The following is a 22254-nucleotide window of genomic DNA, read 5'->3' as shown; positions in this document are numbered from 1 at the left end:
CGCGAACGCGATCGGCCGCACTCCCGCCCGGGCCGCCGTGCGGCGGCGCGCCAGCAGGTGGTCGACGATCAGCACCGCGCCGATCGGCGGCACCACCACGCCCAGCAGCACCAGCCAGTTGACGATGTGCGTCCAGACTCCGGTCAGCGCCACCACGGTGCCGATCAGGCCGAGCGCCACCGCCAGGGGGCGCATCCGCAGGGGTGTGATTCCGGCCCAGCCCACCGCGCCGTTGTAGAGGCAGTGCGCCGCGACCGATCCCAGATTCGCGAACACGAACAGCACCGACAGTCCGGTGATGAGCGCGCCGTGCCCGGCCAGCAGGCCCAGGAACGCGCCGCCGTCGTGCGCCGGGTCGGCGGCCCCGCCGATCGCCACCACCAGTCCGCCGATGAGGAAGGCGATGGAGTTGGCGAAGGGGAAAGCCGAGGCCGCCGCCACCAGCCCCGCCCGGCCGTCGCGGGCCCAGCGGGTGAAATCAGCGGTCATGGTGCCCGAGTCGGCGAAACCGCCGACCACGATGCTCACGCACGCCCAGAAGCCCAGCGGGCCACCGCCGCCCGTGTAGCCGAACGCGCCGGACAGCGAATGCCCGTGCCCGAGACCGTAATACAGCGCGAGACCGGCCATGATCAGGAACAGTGGCGTCCCGATCAGGCCGATGAGCGAGAGCGCGCGGATCCCGGCGAGGGTGAGCAGGACGAAGAACACTCCGCCGAACAGCCCACCCCACAGCGGACTCCAGCCGTACATGCCTTCGAGGGTGGTGCCGGTCAAGCCGACCTGATAGGAGAACCAGCCGATCACGACGGTGGCCAGGAACCCGACCACCACCGCCCGCCCGCGGTCGCCGAACGCGCGCCGCGCCTGGAGCGAGAAGTTGCGGCCGGTCTGTCCGCCGATCCAGCTCAGGGTGCCGATATAGCCGAACAGCAGCAGGTTGCCGAGCAGGATGGCCAGCATGCCGCGGCCCATGCCCTGGCTGTAGACGATCAGTCCACCGAAGACCGCGTTGCCCAGGCACATCGGGAAGCCGGCCCAGACCGCGGCGACCGAGAGCAGGTCGCGGCGGGCCGCGGCCGGGACCGGTTCGTGCTCGTACTCGTGATTCGACATGGTTCTCCCCCGGCCTCAGCCCTGCTGCTTCAGACCCTTTGCGGGATCGATGAATTCGTTGGTCACCAGATCCTTGGCGGTCAGATTGTCGGGGACTTCCCGGCCCTTGGCGCGCAGCAGCGGGGTGACCTGGGCGATGGCGCGGGTGACGCGGTCGAGGTCGAAGTTGCCGAGGGTGTTGCCGGGGCCGTTGGCGATGATCTTCTCGGCGAGCTGCACCTTCACCGAGTCGGTGTTGCCGCCGGCGGTGATGGGCGGGCCGTCCGGAATGCCCTGGGCGATCTTCAGCAGGGCCTGGTTGGTGGGTTCGGGGTTGGTGGCGTAGTCGATCTGAGCCTGCTGCAGCATGGGGACGAGCTTCTGCAGGCAGGGCCGCAGCTTGTCGAGTTCACCGGAGCGGACCGACCAGGCGTGCGGGTAGGCCTCGTAGCCGGCGTCGGCGACCAGCAGGTGGCCGGTGGGCTTGAGCCAGCCCTTGACGTCGTGCTCCCAGCGGTAGGGCTCGTTCGAGACGTACCCCTGCTGCATGACCCGCCCGTGTTCGGCGACGAAGCGGCTGGGCGTGCCGTCGTAGGAGGCGTCGGCCTGTTCCTTCTTCACGTCGCCATTGGCGATCAGGTAGTCCATGTAGATCTTGCCCTCGGAGTACAGGATCGGGGCGTTGGTGGCGGCCACGTCCTTCCACGAGGTCACCTTGTAGGTGGCCGGATCCCACATGACGATCTGCGGATTCTTCTGCAGGGACGCGAAGACGCCGGTGAGCGGGAACTTGGCCCGGGCCCGGACCTGCTCGTCGGTGGGCACCAGGCCCAGGGTGATGGAGTTGTCCTGGTACATCTGGGCCGCCACCGGCTGGCCGCCGAGGAACGGACCGCCCAGGCGCACTTCGACATTCACGCCGGTGTCACCCAGCGGACCCGAGTAGGCGCCCTTCTTGGCGTCCACGGTGCCGTTCGGCCCGACCAGTTGGTAGGCGGCCGCGCGTTCGGGCGTCGCGAACCAGTCGGTCTGGATGACGACGGTGGACGGGCAGACCCCGGCCAGCGCGCCCTTGCCCGTCGGGGCGGGAGTCGATGCGCCGCCACCGCAGGCGGCGGTGAGCAGGACACTGCCGGCGAGCGCGGCAGCGGCGAGGACACGTTTCTTCACGAGCATTCCTTGGGTTGACGCAGTGAGTTCGAGACACAGGGGGGGTGAGACACAGGGGGTTGAGACACAGCGGTTTCCGCTAGTGGCGGGCGCGTTTGCCGTGGGCGCGATCCACCCGTCCAGCCAGGAAGTCGAAGATCCAGAACAGGATCAGACCGACCAGCGAGGACAGCAGCAGCGAGGTGAGCAGTTCCTCGGTGGCCAGCCGCTGCCGGTACACGTCGATCATGCGGCCGATGCCCGGGTTGCCCTGGCGGAAGAAGAAATCCGCGACGATGGAGCCGATCACGGCCATGCCCGCCGAGATCTTGAAGCCGGAGATCATGGCCGGCAGAGCGGCCGGAAGTTGCAGCTTGAGCAGGCGCTGCCGGCGATTGGCGCCGTGCAGGGTGAACAGGTCGTGCTCGGAGGCCTGCACCGACTTCAGGCCGAACAGGGTGTTGGTGATGACCGGGAACAGCGACACCATCACACAGACGATGACCCGGCTGCCGAACTCGTAGCCGAACCAGAACCCGAACAACGGCACCACGGCCAGCACCGGAATCGTCTGCAGGATCACGGCATACGGGTAGAGCGAGTACTCCGCCCAGCGGGCCTGGCTCATGATCACCGCGAACGCCACGCCCAGCACGATCGCGATCACCAGGCCGACCAGCGCGATCTGCACGGTCGCGCCCAGCGCCTGCAGGATCTCGGCCCGGGTGGCGGCGTCGAGCAGGCCCTTGGACACCACCGCTTCCGGCGGCGGCAGCAGGAACCGCGACTCCGGCGCGATCAGGAAGTGACTCGCGATCGACCACGCGGACATGACCAGCACGAACACGAGGACCGGCGCGAACACCCGGACCGGCGCGATCGCGAAGGGCCAGCGCAGTTTCCGCGGTCGGCGCACCGGCTGCCCGAGTTCTCCGGGCGCGGCGGTCTGGCCATTCGCCCCCGATACCGTGGCCGCAACTCCACCGTCGGGCGACGTCGTCGGATCGCCGCCATCTGGCGACGTCGTCGATTTACCGACCTCGCGCACGGTCGTCGGGTCGTTGAGCTCGCGCACGGTCGTCGGTTTGCCGACCTCGCGCACGGTCGTCGGGTCGTTGGGCTCACGCACGGTCGTCGGGTCGCTGACCGCGCGCACCGTCGTCGGGTCGCCTGTCTCGGATGCGGCGATCGGCTCGTCCGACTCTGGCACAACGATCTCGCTCTCAGCGGCGGCGGTCATGCTGCCCTCCCCAGGGTCCGGGCGGTGCCCCGTTCGGCGTCGTGCAACGCCTCCGATACCTCCGCCGCGACGGCGCCGAACTCGGCCGTGTACCGCAGCTCCGGCGAGCGCGGAAAGTCCAGCGGCACCGCGATATCGGCGGCCACTCGTCCGGGCCGCCCGGTCAGCACGACGACCCGGGTCGACATGAAGACCGCTTCGGCGACCGAGTGGGTCACGAATACCCCGGTGAATCCCGAGCGCCGGTACAGCCCGCTCACCTCCTCGTTCAACCGTTGGCGCGTGATCTCGTCGAGCGCGCCGAAGGGTTCGTCGAACAGGAACAGTTCGGGTGCCCCGGTGAGGGCGCGCGCGATCGAGGTGCGCATCCGCATGCCGCCCGAGAGTTGCGCCGGCTTGTGGTTCTCGAATCCGGTGAGCCCGACCAGCTCCAGCGCCTCACGGGCCGCGGCCCGGCGGGTCGCCTTGTCCACACCGGCGAGTTCGGCGGGTAGTTCCACATTCCGCAGCACCGACCGCCACGGCAGCAGGGTGGCCTCCTGGAAGACATAGCCGAGCTTGCCGGTCGCGATGGAAATCGTTCCGGCGGTGGGCTTCTCGAACCCGGCGGCCAGTCGCAGCAGGGTGGACTTGCCGCAGCCGGAGGGACCGACCAGCGAAACGAACTCCCCGGGCCGGATGGCGATGTCGATGCCGTCGAGCGCGTGGGTGCCGTTCTCGAAGGTCAGTCCGACGTGCTGAAAGGCCAGGGCCGGGTCGGTGTATACGTTGCCGCCCGCTGCGGTCTCCGTATTCCCGTCCGGGCCTTGGCCTTTGACGGTGGTTGAGGCGGTGGTGCGCATGTCCACAGTTCTATCGGCCACTCATTGCCGAATGCGGTCCAGGCGATTACGCGCTTGTTTCGTATACGATATCCCGCGCGGGTGGGGTGCATTCCCGCTCTGCCGGTGGATCGGATCCGAAACCCCTTGCGGCGCGGACAACGCGACCGACCGCCGAGCGGACAAGGCGACCGGCCGCCGAGCGGACAACGCGGGGACACACGCTGCGGTCGGCGGCCGGTCGGGGCGGGATCAGTCAGCTGTCGGCGAGCCCGCCGTTCCTCGCGACCACCCGGCCACGTTTGACGACCAGAGCGCGAGGCGGCACGGAAACCACGGCCGCGGCCGGTGTTTCGGCGTCCACCGTGAACAGGTCGGCGGTCGCACCCTCCCGCAGCCCGTAGTCCTCGATCCCGAGCAGGGCGGCGCCGCCGTAGGTGCCCGCCGCCAAGGCCAGTTCGATGTCCTCGTCGAAGACCAAGCGATCCCGGAACGCCACCTGCATGATCCGGCGCAGCATGTCGCCGTCGCCGTAGGGCGTCCACAGGTCACGGATGCCGTCATTGCCGAGAGCCAGTCCGGCCCCGGCGGCGTGCATGACCCGGACCGGCACCACCGGCGAACTGCCGACCGCGCAGGTGACCATGGAAACCCCTGCGTCGGCGAGGCTTTCCGCGATCCGGCGCTGCTCGCCGGGTTCCAGCTCGCCCATCGCGTAGGCGTGGCTGATGGTCACCTTCCCCGCCAGGCCCGTCGCCTTGGTGCGGGCCACGATCAGGTCGTACTGCCAGGCGCCGAGCGCGCCGCGATCGTGCAGGTGGATGTCGATGCCCGCGCCGTACTTCTCGGCGAGGTCGAACAGCACATCGAGCTGACCGTTCGGATTCCCGTCGTAGCCCGCGGGATCCAGTCCGCCGACCACCTCCACCCCGTCGGCCAGCGCGGCTTCCAGCAGCTCGGCGGTACCGGGCCGGGTCATCAGCCCACCCTGGGGGAACGCCACGAGCTGCACGTCGACCCGATCCGCGTGCCGGGCGGCGGCCGCGCGCACGGCGTCGACGCCGCGCAACCCCACCTCCGGATCGATGTCGATATGGCTGCGCACATGCGCGGTCCCGGCGGACACCATGGCCCCCAGCAGGTTCGCCGCGTAGTCGGCGCTGGGCAGTCCCAGTTCGTCGCGGCGACCCTCACCGTTGGCGATGCGCCCGGCCAGGGTGCGGCCGCCGGTATTGGGCACCCACGGTCCGCCGTACATGGTCTTGTCGAGATGGCAGTGCGCGTCGACGAGTCCCGGAAGCACCAGGGCCCCGGCCAGATCGACGGCCTCGACGCCGTCGGCGCTGAGCCCGGGCCCGATCGCGGCGATCCGCCCGTCGCGAATCAGGATGTCGGCCGCGGTGAGCGGGGCGCCGGGAGTCCAGGGCCGGCCGCCGCGCAGCAGGAGATCATTCATGGGATTCACCACCTGTGTCGTTGGGAGAGCTGAGCATGGTTCAGGACAGCAGCATGGCCGCGCCGGCCCCGACGCCGAAGACGATCACCACCGCGCGGAAAGCGCCCGGCCGCAGCCGGTCCGCGATCCGCGCGCCGAGGACCCCGCCCAGCAGGCAGGCCGGCGCCAGTACCGCCACCGCCCACCACTGCACCGGCCCGAACAGCGCGACCGCGATCACAGCCGTACTCGAAACCGTGAGCGTGAGCAGGCTTTTCAACCCGTTGAGCCGGGTGATCGAGGCATCGATGCCCAGGGCCAGCGCGGTCAGCAGCACGATCCCCATGCCGCCATTGAAGTACGCGCCGTAGGCCGCGCCGAGAAACACACCCGCGAACAGCCGAATCCGCGATTCCGCGCCGTGCTCGGCGAGCTTGCGCGACACCAGCGGCTGCGCCGCGAACAGGGCGGTCGCGGCCAGAATCAGATAGGGCACCAGCGCCGCGAACACCTTCGGTGGCGCGGCCAGCAGCGCGATCACGCCACCGGAGGCGCCCGCGATGCCGGTGAGTACCAGCCCTGGTACCAGGGTGCGATGTTCGTCGAGCCGTTTGTGCAGCGCCGCGGCCCCGCCGAGGTAGCCGGGCCACACCGAGACCGAGTTGGTGACCGTCGCCGTGACCGGCGGCAGCCCCGTGGCCAGCAATGCCGGGAACGACAGCAGGCTGCCGCCCCCGGCGATGGCGTTACAGATGCCGGCTCCTACACCGGCGGCGAACAAGAGCACGAGATGCGCGGTATCCATGAATTCCTTCCGGACAGAATGGCCGCATCGTATACAAAGGCGCGGACGGCGGCGACCCGAAACCGCTGTGACGCAGCCGGACCCACGAATGCCACACGGCTGTTCAGTGGATTTCACGCACGTGCAGTAGATTTGCGGCATCCCGTCGGGCCGCTGCCACGATGGATCGTATGCAACCCCCTGTTCCACCGACTTCCTGATGAGGACGTAGTGACCAGCACCGCCGGGCGCATGACACCGCAACAACTCTGTCGCGCCATCCGTGACGACATCATTCGCGGCTCCTACGCTCCCGGCCGACGGCTTACCGAGGATGCGCTCGCGGAGCACTACGGGGTGTCGCGCGTCCCGGTCCGGGAAGCGTTGCGCACGCTGGAGGCCGAGGGTTTCGCCTCGTCACGCCCGTACGCGGGCGTCTTCGTGGCGGCCCTCACCGAGGACGAGGCCGCCGACCTCCTGGAGATCCGCGCCCGCCTGGAACCGCTGTGCGCCTCCCGCGCCGCCCTGCGCCGCACTCCCGAACAGCTCGGCCGGCTCAAGGAACTCACCGCCCTCGGCCAGGACGCCGTGCGCGCGGGCCGCCTCGACGAACTGGCCCGGCTCAACAGTCGCTTCCACGAGGTGCTCGCCGAAGCCTCGGGCAGCACCTTGCTCGCACAGTTGATCATGCAGCTGAGCTGGAAGATCGCCTGGGTCTACTCGGTCGAACTCCCCCGCCGCGCCAGCGATTCCTGGCATGAGCACGAGCTGATCTGCGCGGCGCTGGAAGCCGGAGACCCCGAACAGGCGGCCGCCGTGGTCACCTCTCACATCGCGCACGCGGCCTCGGCGTACCGGTTCCGGCAGCGCGCCGAAGATACTGCGCCACAGGCTGGTTAGACCTCACCGGCTTCGTAACATCGGGGAAGCAAACCGCTCTCCCGGACGAAACACGGCCCTCGTATACAAAACGAGTCACTTCGTCCCAGGGAGATAGCCGTGCCGGATTCGTTTCCGCCCACCGTGGATCTGGTCCTGCGGGCCGCCCGCATCGCCGACGACACCGACCTCGTCGATATCGCGATATCCGGGGGCACGATCGTCGCCATCGGCCACGGGCTGCCCGAGCACGGCGCCGAGGAGATCGACTGCGCTGGACGCGTAGTCATCCCCGGCCTCGTCGAATCCCATCTCCACCTGGACAAAGCACTCCTGGACGCGGAGAAGTCCAATCCCGACGGCACCCTCGCCGGAGCCATCAGCGTGACCGCCGAACTCAAGCGCGGCTTCACCGTCACCTCGATCCGCGACCGCGCCCGCCGCGTCCTCGACATGGCGATCGCCAACGGCACCACCGCCATCCGAGCCCACCCCGACGTCGACCCGATCGTCGGCCTGCGCGGCGTGACCGCACTGCTCGACCTGCGTGAGGAGTACCGGGACCGCCTGGACCTCCAGATCGTCGCCTTCCCGCAGGAGGGCATCCTCCAATCCCCCGGCACCCTCGACCTGCTGCGCGAGAGCCTGCACGCGGGCGCCGACGTACTCGGCGGCTGCGCGTACAACGAACGCACCGTCGAGGACTGCCGCCGCCACATCGACCTCATCTTCGACCTGGCCGCCGAATTCGACGTGCCCCTGGACATTCACGCCGACTTCGCCGACGACGCCACCGATCCGCGGTACGCCATGGCGGACTACATCGCTTCGATCACCGAACTCACCGGGCGTCATGGCCGAGTCACGCTGGGGCACATGACGTCCCTGGCCGGTCGATCCCCGTCGGACCGCGGGCGGACCCTCGAGCGGCTCGCAGCCGCGGGGATATCGGTGGTGCCGCTGCCTGCGACCGATATGCATCTGGGTGGACGCTCGGACGCCACCAACGTGCGTCGTGGGGTGGCGCCGATTCGGGAGTTGTGGGAGGCGGGGGTGACCGCCGCGTACTCGTCCAATAACGTTCGGAACGCCTTCACTCCGTATGGGAATGCCGACATGCTCGATATCGGGCTATTCCTGGCTCAGACCGGGCATCTGTCGGGGCCGGAGGATTTGAATCGGATTCTTGGGATGGCCACTACCGAGGCTGCTCGGACTATCGGGATCGCGGAGCACTATGGCGTGCGGGTGGGGGCTGAGGCTGATCTCGTTGTTCTGTCGACCTACCGTGTTGCTGATGTTCTGCTTGATCGGCCTGATCGGAACTATGTGTTCAAGGGTGGGCGGTTGACGGCTCGGACTACTCGGGTTCGGGAGCTCGTCGGGCCTTGAGCTATCAAGTCTGAGGACGATTGAAAGACCAAGGACGAAAAGCGACAAAGATGTAAAGACGCCTGGAGGAGGGAGGTGGCCGCTTTGCGAAACCACCTCACCTACCAGCCACCACCGGTGAGGACAGGAAAAGGAAGACAGGGTGGCCGAGTCTGTTGGGCCGCCTCACCTTCCAGCCCCCTCGAGGTTCGGTCGCGCATCGTCCCGGTGTGAAGGGAGGTCAGCGGGTGGGCTTGGTTTCATGGAGTTCGAAAATGGTTGATGTCTCGAGGTCTTTGGTTCTTGTTCTTGTCTCCAGTAGGCGATGCGTGCAGTCCGTAGGCCGGGATCGCAGGCTGACGGCTCCCGGCCCGGCGTCAGCCCAAGTCCGGCAGGGCAGGCGAGGCGACCACACTTCCCGTTGTTCTGCGTACGCCAGCAGCAGACGAGCAGCGCGGTTTCGACGAAACCCGTGAACGCCACGTGCGGCAGCTCGAATCGACCGCAGCAGCGATCACCTGCCCCACGTGATGACGCTCGTTCACGCGTGGAGTGCCGGTGGGATCGAGACTCTTCGGAGCAATCCACCCCGTACGACCCGCATGAGGCGAATCTTTACCCATCACAACGGTTTTCCACCCATCAGGGCCGTCGTTGATCAACGCGTGGCAATGATCACACGCGAACGCCAGATTATCGATATCAGTGGGCCCGCCCTTGGCCCAATCGGTGACATGGTGCGCGGCGCACATACTGGCCGGTTGCTCACACCCCGGTCGGGTACACCCCTTATCCCGAGCCAGGAGCGCGAGGCGTTGGGCTTCACTGGCAGTGCGCCGCGACCGTTGCAGGTAGAGCGGCATCCCGTCCCCGTCGAGGACCGCGATCACCGGATGCGAATCCGCGGCCAGCTTCAACGCCTCAGCCACCGAAACATGCGTCCCGGACGCCGTGGTCGCGACCCCGGTCCCGGCCTCGAAATCCGTGAGGCTCATGGTGAACACGGCCTGCACCGGCATACCCCGGTGCGACCCCAGTTCGCTGACGTCGACACCGGGCTGCAACAGAGCGAACAACGCATCGTGGGTGCGCTGCCCCGCATCGCGACGGTCACGACCGGCCGCGGCGTCCAGAACAGCGTTCTCGATGAACCCGTCACGCGCGGTCGGGCTTTCAGCATCTTCGAGGTTGCACATCCCGGGCCGCGCCAGCTTCGCGAACGCAGCATCGAGCAGGGCACGCAGCTCGGGGGTGATCCAGCCCTCGATCCGGGACATGCCGTCCACGCCCGGGCGGCACAGGGTGATCCCGCGTCGGCGGCGACGGTCGGCATCGGACACCACTTTCCCGTCGGGGTCGAGGCGAGCGAGGATGTCACGCCCGATCCTCAACAGGTCATCGGGCCACCCATGACGGGAATAGTCCACGAGGATCTGCTCGGCCTCCGCGCGCGCCTCGGCAGGCACATCAACGGGCAGATGGTTCATGACGTCCATGATGTGACGCACGTGATCACGCGAAATGTCCCCAGCCGCAAACGCTTCCGCTGCCACCGGAAGCACCGGCGGCGCGACATGTCCGGTCTGTTGCACGAATTCGCCGCAGTGGTGGGTGATCTTCACCCGCACCGACGCGTCATACCGCGACAGCCCGAGGGTGTGGCGCAGGAACGGCACCATCTTCCCCGCACCGGAACGCGAATGCAGCGACCGCTCCCCCGCCTCGATGATCAGGCGAGTATCCAGGGCAGCCAATTGACGCTTGCACGTTTCCAACTGCTGCATCAACGACACAACATCCTCATCAGAGAAGTCGGTCATCTTCCCGCCCTGGATGGATTCGGTCAGGGTCGAGACCGCGGCCGCCAGTTCAGCGATACCACAGCCCTCGAGTGTCACCCCATTCGAATCCATGCCTCCATTTTACGCCCGGGCGATCACCCAGGGAACCCGAATTGTCCAGTATCCCTTACCTTTTCACTCAACACGGAAATCAAACTCCAATCCATACCGGGCGCCCCAACCAAACATAAACCGCTCGGAATTCCCCGAATCCTCGCCAATGGAAAACTGATCGCAGGTCCGCCAACAATCGACGCCAAACACGTCAAATGCAACGTCCGCGCCCGCCCCGACTCCAACGCCCCGGCGGACGCCACCCGAAGCGGCGGAAGCGTCGCAACCGTCGGCAACACGAGGAACCGACCACGCAAGACATCCTGAAGAAACCCCGCCGCGTCCCGGAGCACTGAGCGCGCCGCGACCGCTTCCTCAGCAGTAACCATCGACGCGATGCGAAACCGCTGCGCCACTTCCGCTTCCAACGCTCCCGGATGCGCCGTGATCCACGCGCCGTGGTTCCTCCAGGCTTCGAACCCCTGCACCGTCCGGAACGCCGTGAACCACGATTCGAGGTCGGCATTCAGACGGTAGTCGACCGCACCGAGCTTCCTGGCCGCCTTCAAGCCGGCTTCCGCGACCTCGTCGTCAGCCACAGCACACAAGTCGGGATCGACGATGAGCTCGTAGGGGACCGAATTCTGTTCGGGAAGCAGGCATTCCGCGACCAGTCGCAGCGTGTCCAGATCCCGTGTCATCCAACCCACGGTGTCGAAGGACTCCGCCAGCGGCAGCAGTCCAGCCGTGGAGATGCTTCCGCGAGAGGTCCGCATCCCCCACAGCCCCTGATACGCCGCAGGCACCCGGATCGATCCCGCCGTATCGGTCCCCAACCCGATGGTGACCTCCCCACGCGCGACCGCCACCGCGGACCCACTCGACGATCCACCCGGAATCCGCTGCGGAACAACGGGATTGACCGGCATCCCATACCGCCCGTTGCCGCCGGTGATGCTGTAGGCGAATTCATCGGTGTGCGCGATCCCGGCGACATCGGCCCCTGACGCGAGCAGACGAGCCACGACCGCCGCATGCGCGTCCGAGCGTGCCCCCAGAAATTCCGGAACCCCACCACCCAGCGGATATCCGGCGACGGCGTAGAGATCCTTCACCGCCACGGTGTGCCCGCTGAGCACCCCATCACCGGCGGCGGCCACCAATGGCGCGCCCCGCTCCCGCCACACCCGCGGATCGAATTCGGGCATCTGGTCGGGCAATTCGTGTGCCGCCGTCATCACACCCTCGCGAGCACGCGCTTGGCCAGCTCGGTCGCGGCGTGTCCGGCGAAGTCCGCCACCCGCACCTCGCCGTGCACGCCTCGCACCTGGTCCACCGCCTGTGAGATGTTGAAATCCGCTGCGGCACTGAGATACAGGTACGCCTGTTGCGGATCCGCATCGAACAGTGACACCACCAGTTCGATGGCGTTCCGGACGCACAGTTCCAGCGCCTTGTTCAGGTCCTCGCTCAACCCCGTCGGGATCAATAGTCCATGTGAGGCCGCGAACGGTCCGATTCCGCGTCCCAGCCCGGCCGCGACCTGCGCCGCCGGAATGATGTCCACCGTCAATGTTGCCCGCAGCGGCGCTTCCAACGCGGTGAGCGCCACTTCCCCATTCCCTTGGGCGAAGTGCGGATCCCCGATATAGAACAGGGCGTCCTCGACCTGCACCGGCAGAAACAATGTGGCACCCGCCGTCAGCCGCCGGATATCGATATTGCCGCCGTGCGTCCCCGGCGGCACCGACGACACTCTCGTATCCGTATCGGTCGCGACGCCGATGATGCCCAGGAACGGGTGCAGCGGAAACCCGGCCTGCCCCGGCCGATCCGGGTGCAGCGGCATCGTCCCGTACCACGCCCCGTCCCGGTCTTCGACAGCGCAGAACTGCCCGTAGTTGCCGTCGAATCCGGCCTTGTTCGCCAGCACGCCGCGCGCGTGCCGGGTGGATACCACGCCATACGGCGCGCGCATGGCCAGCGCGTCGATCCGAATCGCCAGCAGGTCCCCTGGTTTCGCCCCCGCGACAGCGATCGGCCCGGTGACGATGTGCGGCCCCGCCAGCGAGTCTCGGCGGCGGGTTCCCGCTACCTCGATCGCGTCGCCGAGCACCTGGTCCCGCTCGACCCCGTGCCGTCCGAAGTAGGCGAGCGGATCGGACCCCTGATCCTCCAGAATGCCTTCGTGACTGACGGTGTCGACCACGATGGTCCCGCCCGGCTCCACGGTCGCGACGGGCTTGTCGCCGACCCGCGGCAGCCGCCCCCACAGCACCGCCGCCGGGTCGACCGGCAGATACCCTGCGCCACCGATCCCCTCACCCGGTTGCAGTACCGGAAACGCCGGGGCGAACCCCCGCACAATCGACGTCACGCGCTCTACCTTCCCTACCCGGCCAGAATTGGTCGGACCATCCGATGTGCCGACCATAAGTCGGCCCGACCGGCGGTGCGGGGCCACGAAACCTAACGTAACTGCCGTTTTACCTGCCCGAAATGGTTTGCCAGGGAAGGGATTTAAACTCGGGGCGTGACGGCATCGATTCCGCCGCTCCGCCGGCGCGCACGCAGCGTCAGCGCGGAGGTCGCGGCGCACCTGGAAGGTTTGATCGCCAGCGGGGAACTGCGGGCCGGGGATCGGCTGCCGCCGGAACGGGAGCTGGCGGCCGGGTTGAGTGTGTCGCGATCCTCGTTGCGGCAGGCCATGTTCGAGCTGGAATCCAAACAGCTCATCGAACGCCGTCAGGGCCGTGGCAGCACCGTCATCGACGGCCCGCGACGGGCGGGCGATCTCGCGGACGGGCTCGCGGAACTGGATATCGAGCTCGGTCACGCCACCGAGCTACGGGATCTGGTGGAACCGCGGATCGCCGAGCTGGCCGCGCTGCGGGCCGTCGACTCCAACCTGCTGTCCCTCGACGACGTCCTGGCCCGCTCCAGCGACTCCCTCTCCCCCGCCGAATCCCTGCGCCTCGATATCGAATTCCACACCCTGCTCGCGCGCGCCGCGCAGAACCCGCTGCTGGTGACCCTGTGCACGATGACCACCGACTGGACCCGCCGCACCCGCGCCCTGTCTCATCGCACTCGCCACGCTCGCGCCCTGTCCGTGGACGGTCACCACCGGATCTACGCCGCGGTCGCGGCCCACGACGGGCCGGGCGCGGCGGCCGCGATGGAACAGCACCTGCGCGAGGTTCGCGAGGTCAGCCGCCCGCGGCGGTGAGCACCGCCGCACTCCGGAAGGTCCGCCGATAGGCCAGCGGCCGGGGCTCCTCGCGGGGGTGTTCCCGCTCGCCGCCGCCGCGCACGCCCTGGGCGAAACCGGCCATACCGTCGGCAAACTGGTTCTCACCGTGGACTGACGGCTCACGACGCGCACCGGCCGTCCCCGAGACGGCCGGTGCCGCACCGTCCTACGGCTCGAACAGATCCATCTGCGGTTCGTGCCGCCGCACTTCGATGGAACCGAACACCAGGTCCGGGGGTGGGACCAAGCCCAGGTGCTCCCAGGCGGCGGCGGTGGCGATACGGCCGCGCGGTGTGCGGGCCACCAAACCCGCTCGCACCAGGAACGGTTCGCAGACTTCCTCGACCGTGGTCGCTTCCTCGCCGACCGCGACGGCCAGCGTGGACACGCCCACCGGTCCGCCGTTGAAGCTGCGGATCAGGGCGCTCAGGACCGCACGGTCGAGGCGGTCCAGGCCGAGGGAGTCCACGTCGTACACCGACAGTGCGGCGTGCGCGATGTCGGGAGTGACGAGGCCGTCGGCCTTGACCTCCGCGTAGTCGCGCACGCGGCGCAGCAGGCGGTTCGCGATCCGCGGCGTGCCACGGGAGCGGCCGGCGATCTCGGCGGCGGCATCGGATTCCAGTCGTACGCCCAGGATTCGGGCCGAGCGTTCGAGGATCTGCTGCAGTTCCAGCGGCTCGTAGAAGTCCATGTGGCCGGTGAAGCCGAACCGGTCACGCAGCGGGCCGGTCAGCGCGCCCGAGCGGGTGGTCGCGCCGACCAGGGTGAACGGCGCGATATCGAGGGGAATCGAGGTGGCGCCGGGGCCCTTGCCGACCACCACGTCGACGCGGAAGTCCTCCATCGCCAGGTACAGCATCTCCTCGGCGGGGCGGGCCATGCGGTGGATCTCGTCGATGAACAGGACATCGCCCTCGACCAGATTGCTGAGCATGGCGGCCAGGTCGCCCGCGCGTTCCAGGGCGGGGCCGGAGGTGAGGCGCAGGGCGGTGCCGAGTTCACCGGCGATGATCATGGCCATACTCGTCTTGCCCAGACCCGGTGGGCCCGACAGCAATACGTGGTCGGGGGTGCCGCCGCGCAGTTTCGCGCCGCGCAGCACCAGCGCCAGCTGTTCGCGCACCCGCGGCTGACCGATGAAGTCGTCCAGCGACTTCGGGCGCAGGCTGGCCTCGATCTCACCGTCGGACTGCAGATAACTCGCGGTGACGCTGGATTCGTCCGCGTCGAAATCCGCGTCGCTGAAGTCGTCGAAATCCTCTGCCATGACCGGTTATCGATTCTTGCCGAGCAGGCCCAGCGCCGTGCGCAGCGCCTGGGAGGTGCCGATGCCGGGTTCGTCGGCGAGCACCGCGTCCACCGCGCCCTCGGCCTGCCGGGCCGGGAAGCCGAGCCCGACGAGCGCGTCCACCACCTGCTCGCGCACCGGCGTGACCATGGGCGCGGGACCCGATCCGGGCGGACCGGACTGCACCGGAACCAGATTCACCTTGTCGCGCAGCTCCACCACCATGCGCTCGGCGCCGCGCTTGCCGACCCCGGGCACCCGGGTCAGCGCCGCCACGTTCGATTCCGCCAGCGCCTTGCGCAGCGCCTCGGGTTCGAGGACCGCGAGCACCGCCATGGCCAGCTTCGGGCCGACGCCGGACACGGTCTGCAACAGCCCGAACAACTCTCGCGCCTCGGTGTCGGCGAACCCGAACAGGGTCATCGAGTCCTCGCGCACGATCATGGTCGTGTAGAGGCGGGAATCCTCGCCACGAGTCAAACCGGCCAGGGTCGCCGGGGTGGCGTTGAGCCGGTAGCCGACTCCCGCCGCCTCGATCACCACATGGTCGAGCCCGATCTCGAGCACCTCGCCGCGCACCGACGCGATCACCGCGTTACCGCCTTCCGATTCGGAGATTCACCACGCTGGGAACCAGCACCGCGCCGGCCGTCTCCGCTTCCCGGAGGGCCGCCGTTACCGCGTTGCTGGGCAAGCCTTTCCTCGTACAGCCGCCGCTGCCGCTCGGCCAACGCCTCCGCCTTGGCCATGCGGTCCAGCATGGGCGCACGCCAGCAATGGCAGATGGCCAGGGCGAGCGCGTCGGCGGCGTCGGCGGGCTTCGGTGCGACGGACAGCCCGAGGATACGGGTCACCATCGCGGTCACTTGCGCCTTGTCCGCCGAACCGTTGCCGGTGACCGCCGCCTTCACCTGGGACGGGGTGTGGAAGTGCACCGGGATCTCGCGCCGCGCGGCCGCGAGCGCGATCACGCCGCCCGCCTGCGCGGTGGCCATCGCGGTGCGGACATTGTTCTGCGAGAAGACCCGTTCGATGGCGACGACTTCGGGTTTGTGCTTGTCCATCCAGGCTTCGGCGCCGTCGGCGACCAGCAGGAGTCGTTGCGCCAGATCCATTTCCGGCGGGGTGCGCACCACGCCGACCTCCAGCATGGACACCTGCCGTCCCAGGGTGCCGACCACCATGGACAGACCGCACCGGGTGAGCCCGGGGTCGACGCCCATCACCCGCACCGAAACCCCTCTCACCGTGAACGAACAACTGTTCGAGAGTCTAACGGACCCCCGCCGCGACATTGTCCATCGACACGGCCGGTCGGGGGCCGGATCCGACGCGCGCGGCCCGCGGACGCGACGCGGGCCGCCTCCCGGAAGGGGAAGCGGCCCGCGTCGGGAGAGCTGATGCTAGGCGTCGAGCTCGGCCAGCACCTCGTCGCTGATGTCGACATTGGTGTACACGTTCTGCACGTCGTCGCTGTCCTCGAGCGCGTCGACCAGCTTGAACACCTTGCGGGCCAGGTCGACGTCGGCGGGAACGGTCACCGACGGCTGGAAGCCGGACTCGGCGGAGGTGTAGTCGATCCCGGCCTTCTGCAGCGCGGAACGCACCGCGATCATGTCGCCCGGCTCGGAGATCACCTCGAACTCATCGCCCAGGTCGTTGATCTCCTCGGCGCCCGCGTCGAGCACCACATCGAGGATGTCGTCCTCGGACTGCCCGGCCTTGTCCAGCACCACGACACCCTTGCGGGAGAACAGGTACGACACCGAACCGACGTCGGCCATATTGCCGCCGTTGCGGGTGACGGCCAGACGCACCTCGCCGGCCGCGCGGTTGCGGTTGTCGGTGAGGCATTCGATCAGCAGGGCGACACCACTGGGGCCGTAGCCCTCGTACATGATGGTCTGCCAGTCCGCGCCGCCCGCCTCTTCACCGCCGCCGCGCTTGCGCGCGCGCTCGATGTTGTCGTTGGGCACCGACGACTTCTTCGCCTTCTGGATGGCGTCGTACAGCGTCGGGTTGCCGTCCGGGTCACTACCACCGGTGCGGGCCGCCACCTCGATGTTCTTGATCAACTTGGCGAAGAGCTTGCCGCGCTTCGCGTCGATCCCGGCCTTCTTGTGCTTGGTGGTGGCCCATTTGGAGTGGCCGCTCATTCCCTACTTCCTCGTTTCAGGGGGCTGAATGGTTTCCGACATTCGAGCGTACGTCAGACCCCGGCGCGCGGGCGCACCGCGGTATCGACGAACAGCTTGTGGACCCGCAGATCACCGGTTACCTCCGGATGGAAGGACGTGGCGATGACATTGCCCTGCCGCACCGCCACGATCCGGCCCGCGGCCGGACCCGACGGCACCCGCGCCAGCACCTCGACGCCGTCACCGGCCCGCTCCACCCACGGCGCACGGATGAACACCGCCCGCACCGGGCCGTCGGTGAGGCCCGCGAAGTCCAGATCGGTCTCGAAGGAGTCGACCTGACGGCCGAAGGCATTGCGGCGCACCGTCATATCGATGCCGTGCAGTGCCTGCATGTCCGGACGGGTGTCGAGCACCTCCGAGGCCAGCAGGATCATGCCGGCGCAGGAACCGTAGGCGGGCAGGCCGTCACGCAGCCGCTGCCGCAGCGGTTCCAGCAGCTCGAAGACTTCCAGCAGTTTGCTGATGGTGGTGGATTCGCCACCGGGGATGACCAGTCCGTCGACGGCGGCGAGCTCGGATTCCCGGCGCACCGGGACCGCCTGCGCACCACAGGCCTCGAGAGCGTGCAGGTGTTCGCGCACATCGCCCTGCAGGGCCAGCACACCAATCGTCGGTTTCACGCCGTAGAGCATACGTTTGCCGAGGTGTGTGGCCCTGCTCACCCAGGCCGTCAGGGTTTCGTCAGGACGAGTGTCCGCTTGCTCTTTCGGGTGAACACTCCCCGATGTGACTGATGTGCTTCCGCAAACCTCGCCCGGGCCGCGCGGCGGAGACCCCACTCCCCCGACGCGACCCGGGCTGAACGAATCCCGCCCCGGGCAGACGGGGCCCCGTCGTGGTCCGGCACGGTCCACCCACGGGGACACCCGGTCCCGGCACGGACTGACGGTCGCGACGGGGCTGGCCGGGCTCTCGCTCGATGCGATGGCCTCGGTCGCCTATGGTCCGGAGGCGATCGTGCTGGTCCTGGCCGCCGCGGGTGCGGCCGGGCTCGGCTTCACCCTGCCGGTCACCTTGGCGATCGTGGTGCTGCTGACGGTGCTGATCGCGTCCTACCGGCAGGTCATCGCCGCCTTCCCGAACGGCGGCGGCGCGTACGCGGTGGCCAAGGCGCGGCTGGGGCGGCGGACCAGTCTGGTGGCCGCCGCGTCGCTGATCGTGGACTACGTCCTCAATGTCGCGGTCTCCATCGCCGCGGGCGTGGCCGCGTTGACCTCCGCGTTCCCGGGGCTGTTCGAATACACGCCCGAAATCTGCCTGGCGGTGCTGGCGGGCATCACCGCACTCAATCTCTACGGCATCCGCGAGAGCGCCCGCGCCTTCATGGCGCCCACGGTGGTGTTCGTGCTCGGCGTACTCACGGTGATCGTCGCGGGCCTGCTGCGCTCGGAACCGGCCACCGTGGCCACCGGCGCGGCCATCGCCGAGAACGCGCGCACCATCGGAATCCTGTTGCTGCTCAAGGCGTTCTCCAGCGGGTGCGCGGCGCTCACCGGCGTCGAGGCCATCGCCAACGCGGTGCCCAGCTTCGCGGAGCCGAAGGTCCGGCGCGCGCAGCGGGCCGAGGTGGCGCTCGGCGTCCTGCTCGGTGTCATGCTGATCGGGCTGGCCACCTTGATCGGCAAGTTCGCCATTCACCCGATCGAGGGCACCACCGTACTGTCGCAGCTGACCGAAGCCGCGCTCGGTCACGGAATCGCCTACTACATCGTGCAATTCGCGACCGTCGTCCTGCTGGCCTTGGCCGCCAACACCTCCTACGGCGGGCTGCCGACCCTGACCAAGATCCTCGCCGACGACAACTGCCTGCCGCACCGTTTCGCGGTGAGCTCGCAGCGGCAGGTCTACCGCTTCGGCGTGCTCGCGCTGGGCCTGTCCGCGGCCCTGCTGCTCGTGATGTCCCGCGGCGATATGAACGCGCTGGTGCCGCTGTTCGCGATCGGCGTGTTCGTGGGCTTCACCATCGCCCAGGTCGGGATGGTCCGGCACTGGCTCGGCGCCCGTGTCCAGGGCTGGCAGTGGCGGGCGGCGCTCAACGGATTCGGCGCGATGCTCACCTTCGTGGCGCTGATCGTCACCACCGCAATGAAATTCACCGAGGGCGCGTGGCTGATCGTGGTGGTGTTGCCGCTCCTGGTGGTCGCCATGGAGCGGATCCGCGCGATCTACGCCCGGATCGACGGCTGCCGAGGCGCGGGGTGCGTGCCCGCCGAGCCCAAGGCCACCGAGACCGCCATCGTGGTCCCGGTGTCGGAGGTGTCGGAACTCAGCCGCGAAGCGCTCTCGGCGGCCCTGTCGCTGGGCCGCGACGTGACCGCGGTGCACGTGTGCTTGCCGGGCGAGAACATCACGGTCTTCACCAAGGAATGGGAGACCTGGCATCCCGACGTACGGCTGGTGCTGCTCGAGGACGGCGATTCGACCGTGGGCGGGCCGGTGGCGCGCTACGTCGCCGACCATTTCGCCGGACGCCGCAAGGTGGTGGTGATCGCCGAGGTCGAGCCGCCCGCCGGGTGGAATCACGTGCTGCCCAGCCATCGCAGTGACGAGCTGGAGCGGGTGTTGCGCAAGATGAACGACACCGTGGTGTGTCACCTGCGCGTACAGACCGCCTGACCGCGAAATACGAGCGCGCCGCCGGTATTCACCGGCGGCGCGCCCGATTCCCGTGCGGCTCGGTGCGATCCGCGCACGCGGAGCCGATTCGGTTGCGACTCAGGCTGTTCCAGGCGGGTACGAGCCCGCTTCCGGGTCGCGCAGGGTGCGGGTCAGGCCCTCCTGCATGACGACCGCGACCAGTTCCCCGGCCCGGTTCCAGATCCGCCCGCCGGTCAGCGCGCGGCCCGCGCCCGCCGAGGGCGACTGCTGGTCGTAGAGCAGCCAGTCGTCGGCGCGGAACGGGCGCAGGAACCACATGGCGTGGTCGAGCGAGGCGTTCTGGGTGGGTTCGTCGGGGTGGATGACCTTCGAGGAGCCGAGCAGGGTCATATCGCTCATGTAGGCGAGCGTGCACACGTGGACCAGCGGGTCGTCGGGCAGCGGGTGCCGGTAGCGGAACCACACCTGCTGCTGGGCGACGGTGCCGTCGCGGCGATCCACCGCCCCCTGCGGGATGGTGCGAATATCCCAGTGCTCCCATTCGCGCATGGCCCACAGCCGTTCCGGGCTCATCGACTCCTTGGCGTCGGGCATGTCCTCCGGCGCCGGCACGCTCGGCATCACGTCCTGATGCTCGGGCCCCTCGTCCCCGACGTGGAACGAGGCCGACATGGTGAAGATGGCCTCGCCGTTCTGCACCCCGGTGACCCGGCGGGTACAGAAGGAGCGGCCCTCACGGATGCGTTCCACCATGTAGACGGTGGGCCGCTCCGGGTTACCGGGCCGCAGGAAGTACCCGTGCAGCGAATGCACCTGATAATGCGGATCCACCGTGCGCACCGCCGCCACCAGGGCCTGCCCCGCCACCTGCCCGCCGAATGTGCGGGGCAGCTGCGTCTTGGTGGACGCGCCGCGGAAGATGTCGCGTTCGAGTTGCTCGATTTCGAGCGCCTCTTCGATCGTCGCCATGCACCCGTCCCTTCGCGTTTGTCCCGCTCAGGCTAACAACCGGAGCAATCTATCCAATTGCTGACGATCGTTTCTGATACGATAGATTCGTGTCCTGGAAACGCCGCCTGCTGATCGCCGCGAGTTGTGTTGCCGCCCTGCTGTTGTCGGCGGGCGGATGCGTGGTCGTGCAGCACGACTTCGACATTCGCACCGAATGGGTCACCATCACCGGCGGAGTACAGCCGCTGCGGGGCACTCTCGCGCTGCCCGCCACGGGCGACGGCCCGTTCGGGCTCGTGGTTTTCGTCCACGGCGACGGCGCGGCCACCGCCGATCGCGACGAGTTCTACCGGCCGATCTGGGAGAGCTTCGCCGAGGCCGGGTACGCGTCGCTGGCGTGGGACAAGCCGGGTGTGAACGGCGCGCCCGGGAACTGGCTGGACCAGTCCATGCACGATCGGGCGGTCGAGACCGAAGCGGCCATCGCCTGGTCCCGAGGACGGCCCGAGATCGATCCGGACACCATCGGTCTGTGGGGCATCAGCCAAGCCGGATGGGTGCTGCCCGAGGTCGCGGCCCGGCACCCGGAACTGCGGTTCATGATCCTGGCCGGTCCGGCGATCAACTGGATCCGGCAGGGCGAGTACAACCTGCGCGCCGAACTCCGCGAGCGCGACGCCTCCGCGGACGAGCTCGCCGCCCAGCTGCGGCGGCGGGAGACCGATCTGACCCTGTTGCGCGAGGGCGCGGACTATCCCCGCTATCTCACGGCCACCACCGATTCCCCGCCCATGACGGAGGATCGCTGGCGGTTCGTCGGCCGGAACTATCTCGCCGATGTCGCCGGAACCCTTCCGCGGGTGCGTGTTCCGACACTGTTGGCGCTGGGTGAACGTGATCTCAATGTCGACGTCGCCGAGACCGCGCGCGTATATCGCGAGTCCATGCCCGCGAGCCTGCTCACCGTGCGCAGCTATCCCGACGCCTCGCACAACATCGTCAAGTTCGAGCTGGACCAGCCCGACAGCGCCCGGTCCTTCCTGGTCGCCCTGTTCGCGCCCCGATCCCTGTACGCCCCCGGCTATCTCGACGCGCTGCGCGACTTCGCCGCCGACCATTCGAAGCCCTGAACCACCGAGTCACGGGAGCACCGCCATGAAGATCCTGGCCTTGGGCGCGGCCGGCGCGATGGGAGCCGCCGCCGTCGAGACCGCCGCCACCCTGCTCGGCGTCGAGCACATCGTGATCGCCGATCGTGACGGCGACGCGGCCGCCGCCACCGCCCGCCGGT

At 68.5% G+C, this 22254-nt stretch carries 21 protein-coding genes and 1 pseudogene; 6 read left to right on the top strand and 16 right to left on the bottom strand.

All coding sequences use genetic code 11. The features are described 5' to 3' along the window. The 6 genes from ACWELJ_RS25435 to ACWELJ_RS25410 all read right to left on the bottom strand — a co-directional run. A partial coding sequence (locus tag ACWELJ_RS25435; RefSeq protein ID WP_452368641.1) for a purine-cytosine permease family protein occupies positions 1-1116 on the bottom strand: 1116 nt, incomplete at its 3' end. A 15-nt stretch (positions 1117-1131) separates the two neighbouring features. Then, entirely contained in the window at positions 1132-2265 is a 1134-nt protein-coding gene (locus tag ACWELJ_RS25430; protein WP_452368640.1) for an ABC transporter substrate-binding protein, read from the bottom strand. Positions 2266-2344: 79 nt separating this feature from the next. After that, positions 2345-3484 (bottom strand): ABC transporter permease, encoded by a 1140-nt coding sequence (locus ACWELJ_RS25425; RefSeq protein WP_452368639.1) that lies wholly within the window; start codon positions 3482-3484, stop codon positions 2345-2347. Beyond that, a complete protein-coding gene (locus ACWELJ_RS25420) occupies positions 3481-4326 on the bottom strand; it encodes an ABC transporter ATP-binding protein (RefSeq protein WP_452368638.1) in 846 nt (281 codons plus the stop codon). Before ACWELJ_RS25420 ends, ACWELJ_RS25425 begins: the two co-directional genes overlap by 4 nt. Positions 4327-4561: 235 nt before the next feature. Beyond that, positions 4562-5761 (bottom strand): amidohydrolase, encoded by a 1200-nt coding sequence (locus ACWELJ_RS25415; protein ID WP_452368637.1) that lies wholly within the window; start codon positions 5759-5761, stop codon positions 4562-4564. Positions 5762-5801: 40 nt separating this feature from the next. Further along, the gene (locus ACWELJ_RS25410) at positions 5802-6545 is read right to left on the bottom strand and encodes a sulfite exporter TauE/SafE family protein (RefSeq protein ID WP_452368636.1); all 744 of its coding nucleotides are present in this window, start codon (positions 6543-6545) and stop codon (positions 5802-5804) included. A gap of 210 nt (positions 6546-6755) precedes the next feature. Here ACWELJ_RS25410 and ACWELJ_RS25405 point away from each other — a divergent pair, with 210 nt between their 5' ends. Beyond that, positions 6756-7424, top strand: a complete 669-nt coding sequence (locus ACWELJ_RS25405; RefSeq protein WP_452368635.1) for a GntR family transcriptional regulator — start codon at positions 6756-6758, stop codon at positions 7422-7424. Between the two features lie 99 nt (positions 7425-7523). Next, complete coding sequence (locus ACWELJ_RS25400; RefSeq protein ID WP_452368634.1) at positions 7524-8795, top strand: amidohydrolase family protein; 1272 nt, start codon at positions 7524-7526, stop codon at positions 8793-8795. A 356-nt stretch (positions 8796-9151) separates the two neighbouring features. Here the strand turns inward: ACWELJ_RS25400 and ACWELJ_RS25395 are convergent, their stop codons facing one another. The 3 genes from ACWELJ_RS25395 to ACWELJ_RS25385 are packed head-to-tail and all read right to left on the bottom strand — an operon-like array spanning position 9152 to position 13046. After that, the gene (locus tag ACWELJ_RS25395) at positions 9152-10687 is read right to left on the bottom strand and encodes a DUF222 domain-containing protein (protein WP_452368633.1); all 1536 of its coding nucleotides are present in this window, start codon (positions 10685-10687) and stop codon (positions 9152-9154) included. 23 nt (positions 10688-10710) lie between these two features. After that, positions 10711-11907 (bottom strand): amidase family protein, encoded by a 1197-nt coding sequence (locus ACWELJ_RS25390; RefSeq protein WP_452368632.1) that lies wholly within the window; start codon positions 11905-11907, stop codon positions 10711-10713. Then, positions 11907-13046 (bottom strand): acetamidase/formamidase family protein, encoded by a 1140-nt coding sequence (locus ACWELJ_RS25385; protein WP_452368631.1) that lies wholly within the window; start codon positions 13044-13046, stop codon positions 11907-11909. Before ACWELJ_RS25385 ends, ACWELJ_RS25390 begins: the two co-directional genes overlap by 1 nt. A gap of 156 nt (positions 13047-13202) precedes the next feature. Here ACWELJ_RS25385 and ACWELJ_RS25380 point away from each other — a divergent pair, with 156 nt between their 5' ends. Beyond that, positions 13203-13898, top strand: coding sequence for a FadR/GntR family transcriptional regulator (locus ACWELJ_RS25380; protein ID WP_452368630.1), 696 nt, complete (start codon positions 13203-13205; stop codon positions 13896-13898). Here ACWELJ_RS25380 and ACWELJ_RS25375 read toward each other — a convergent pair. The 6 genes from ACWELJ_RS25375 to pdxT form a co-directional block, all read right to left on the bottom strand. Further along, positions 13879-14004, bottom strand: coding sequence for a hypothetical protein (locus tag ACWELJ_RS25375; RefSeq protein ID WP_452368629.1), 126 nt, complete (start codon positions 14002-14004; stop codon positions 13879-13881). The genes ACWELJ_RS25380 and ACWELJ_RS25375 overlap by 20 nt on opposite strands. 84 nt (positions 14005-14088) lie before the next feature. Continuing rightward, positions 14089-15192 carry a Holliday junction branch migration DNA helicase RuvB gene (gene ruvB / locus ACWELJ_RS25370; protein WP_452368628.1) on the bottom strand — a complete coding sequence of 368 codons (1104 nt, stop codon included), beginning with the start codon at positions 15190-15192 and terminating at the stop codon, positions 14089-14091. Positions 15193-15198: 6 nt separating this feature from the next. Then, the gene (gene ruvA, locus ACWELJ_RS25365; protein WP_452368627.1) at positions 15199-15804 is read right to left on the bottom strand and encodes a Holliday junction branch migration protein RuvA; all 606 of its coding nucleotides are present in this window, start codon (positions 15802-15804) and stop codon (positions 15199-15201) included. Then, positions 15801-16445 carry a crossover junction endodeoxyribonuclease RuvC gene (ruvC, locus tag ACWELJ_RS25360; RefSeq protein ID WP_452368626.1) on the bottom strand — a complete coding sequence of 215 codons (645 nt, stop codon included), beginning with the start codon at positions 16443-16445 and terminating at the stop codon, positions 15801-15803. The genes ruvA and ruvC overlap by 4 nt, the downstream gene beginning before the upstream one ends. A gap of 171 nt (positions 16446-16616) precedes the next feature. Beyond that, positions 16617-17369, bottom strand: a complete 753-nt coding sequence (locus ACWELJ_RS25355; RefSeq protein WP_357285273.1) for a YebC/PmpR family DNA-binding transcriptional regulator — start codon at positions 17367-17369, stop codon at positions 16617-16619. Between the two features lie 53 nt (positions 17370-17422). Further along, the gene (gene pdxT, locus ACWELJ_RS25350; protein ID WP_452368644.1) at positions 17423-18046 is read right to left on the bottom strand and encodes a pyridoxal 5'-phosphate synthase glutaminase subunit PdxT; all 624 of its coding nucleotides are present in this window, start codon (positions 18044-18046) and stop codon (positions 17423-17425) included. A 292-nt stretch (positions 18047-18338) separates the two neighbouring features. On the opposite strand from pdxT, the gene ACWELJ_RS25345 reads away from it, so the two are divergent. Continuing rightward, positions 18339-20030, top strand: a complete 1692-nt coding sequence (locus tag ACWELJ_RS25345) for an APC family permease (protein ID WP_452368643.1) — start codon at positions 18339-18341, stop codon at positions 20028-20030. Positions 20031-20129: 99 nt separating this feature from the next. Here the strand turns inward: ACWELJ_RS25345 and ACWELJ_RS25340 are convergent, their stop codons facing one another. Further along, a complete protein-coding gene (locus ACWELJ_RS25340; RefSeq protein WP_452368625.1) occupies positions 20130-20981 on the bottom strand; it encodes an acyl-CoA thioesterase in 852 nt (283 codons plus the stop codon). A 107-nt stretch (positions 20982-21088) separates the two neighbouring features. Between ACWELJ_RS25340 and ACWELJ_RS25335 the strand changes: the two genes are divergently transcribed. Beyond that, positions 21089-22093: an alpha/beta hydrolase family protein gene (locus tag ACWELJ_RS25335; protein ID WP_452368642.1), complete on the top strand. Its 1005-nt coding sequence runs from the start codon at positions 21089-21091 to the stop codon at positions 22091-22093. A gap of 25 nt (positions 22094-22118) precedes the next feature. Next, positions 22119-22254, top strand: a pseudogene (locus ACWELJ_RS25330) (saccharopine dehydrogenase); the annotation flags it as partial.

This window comes from Nocardia sp. NPDC004582 (assembly GCF_053602115.1).
This window is presented reverse-complemented; position numbering and strand designations above follow the sequence as displayed.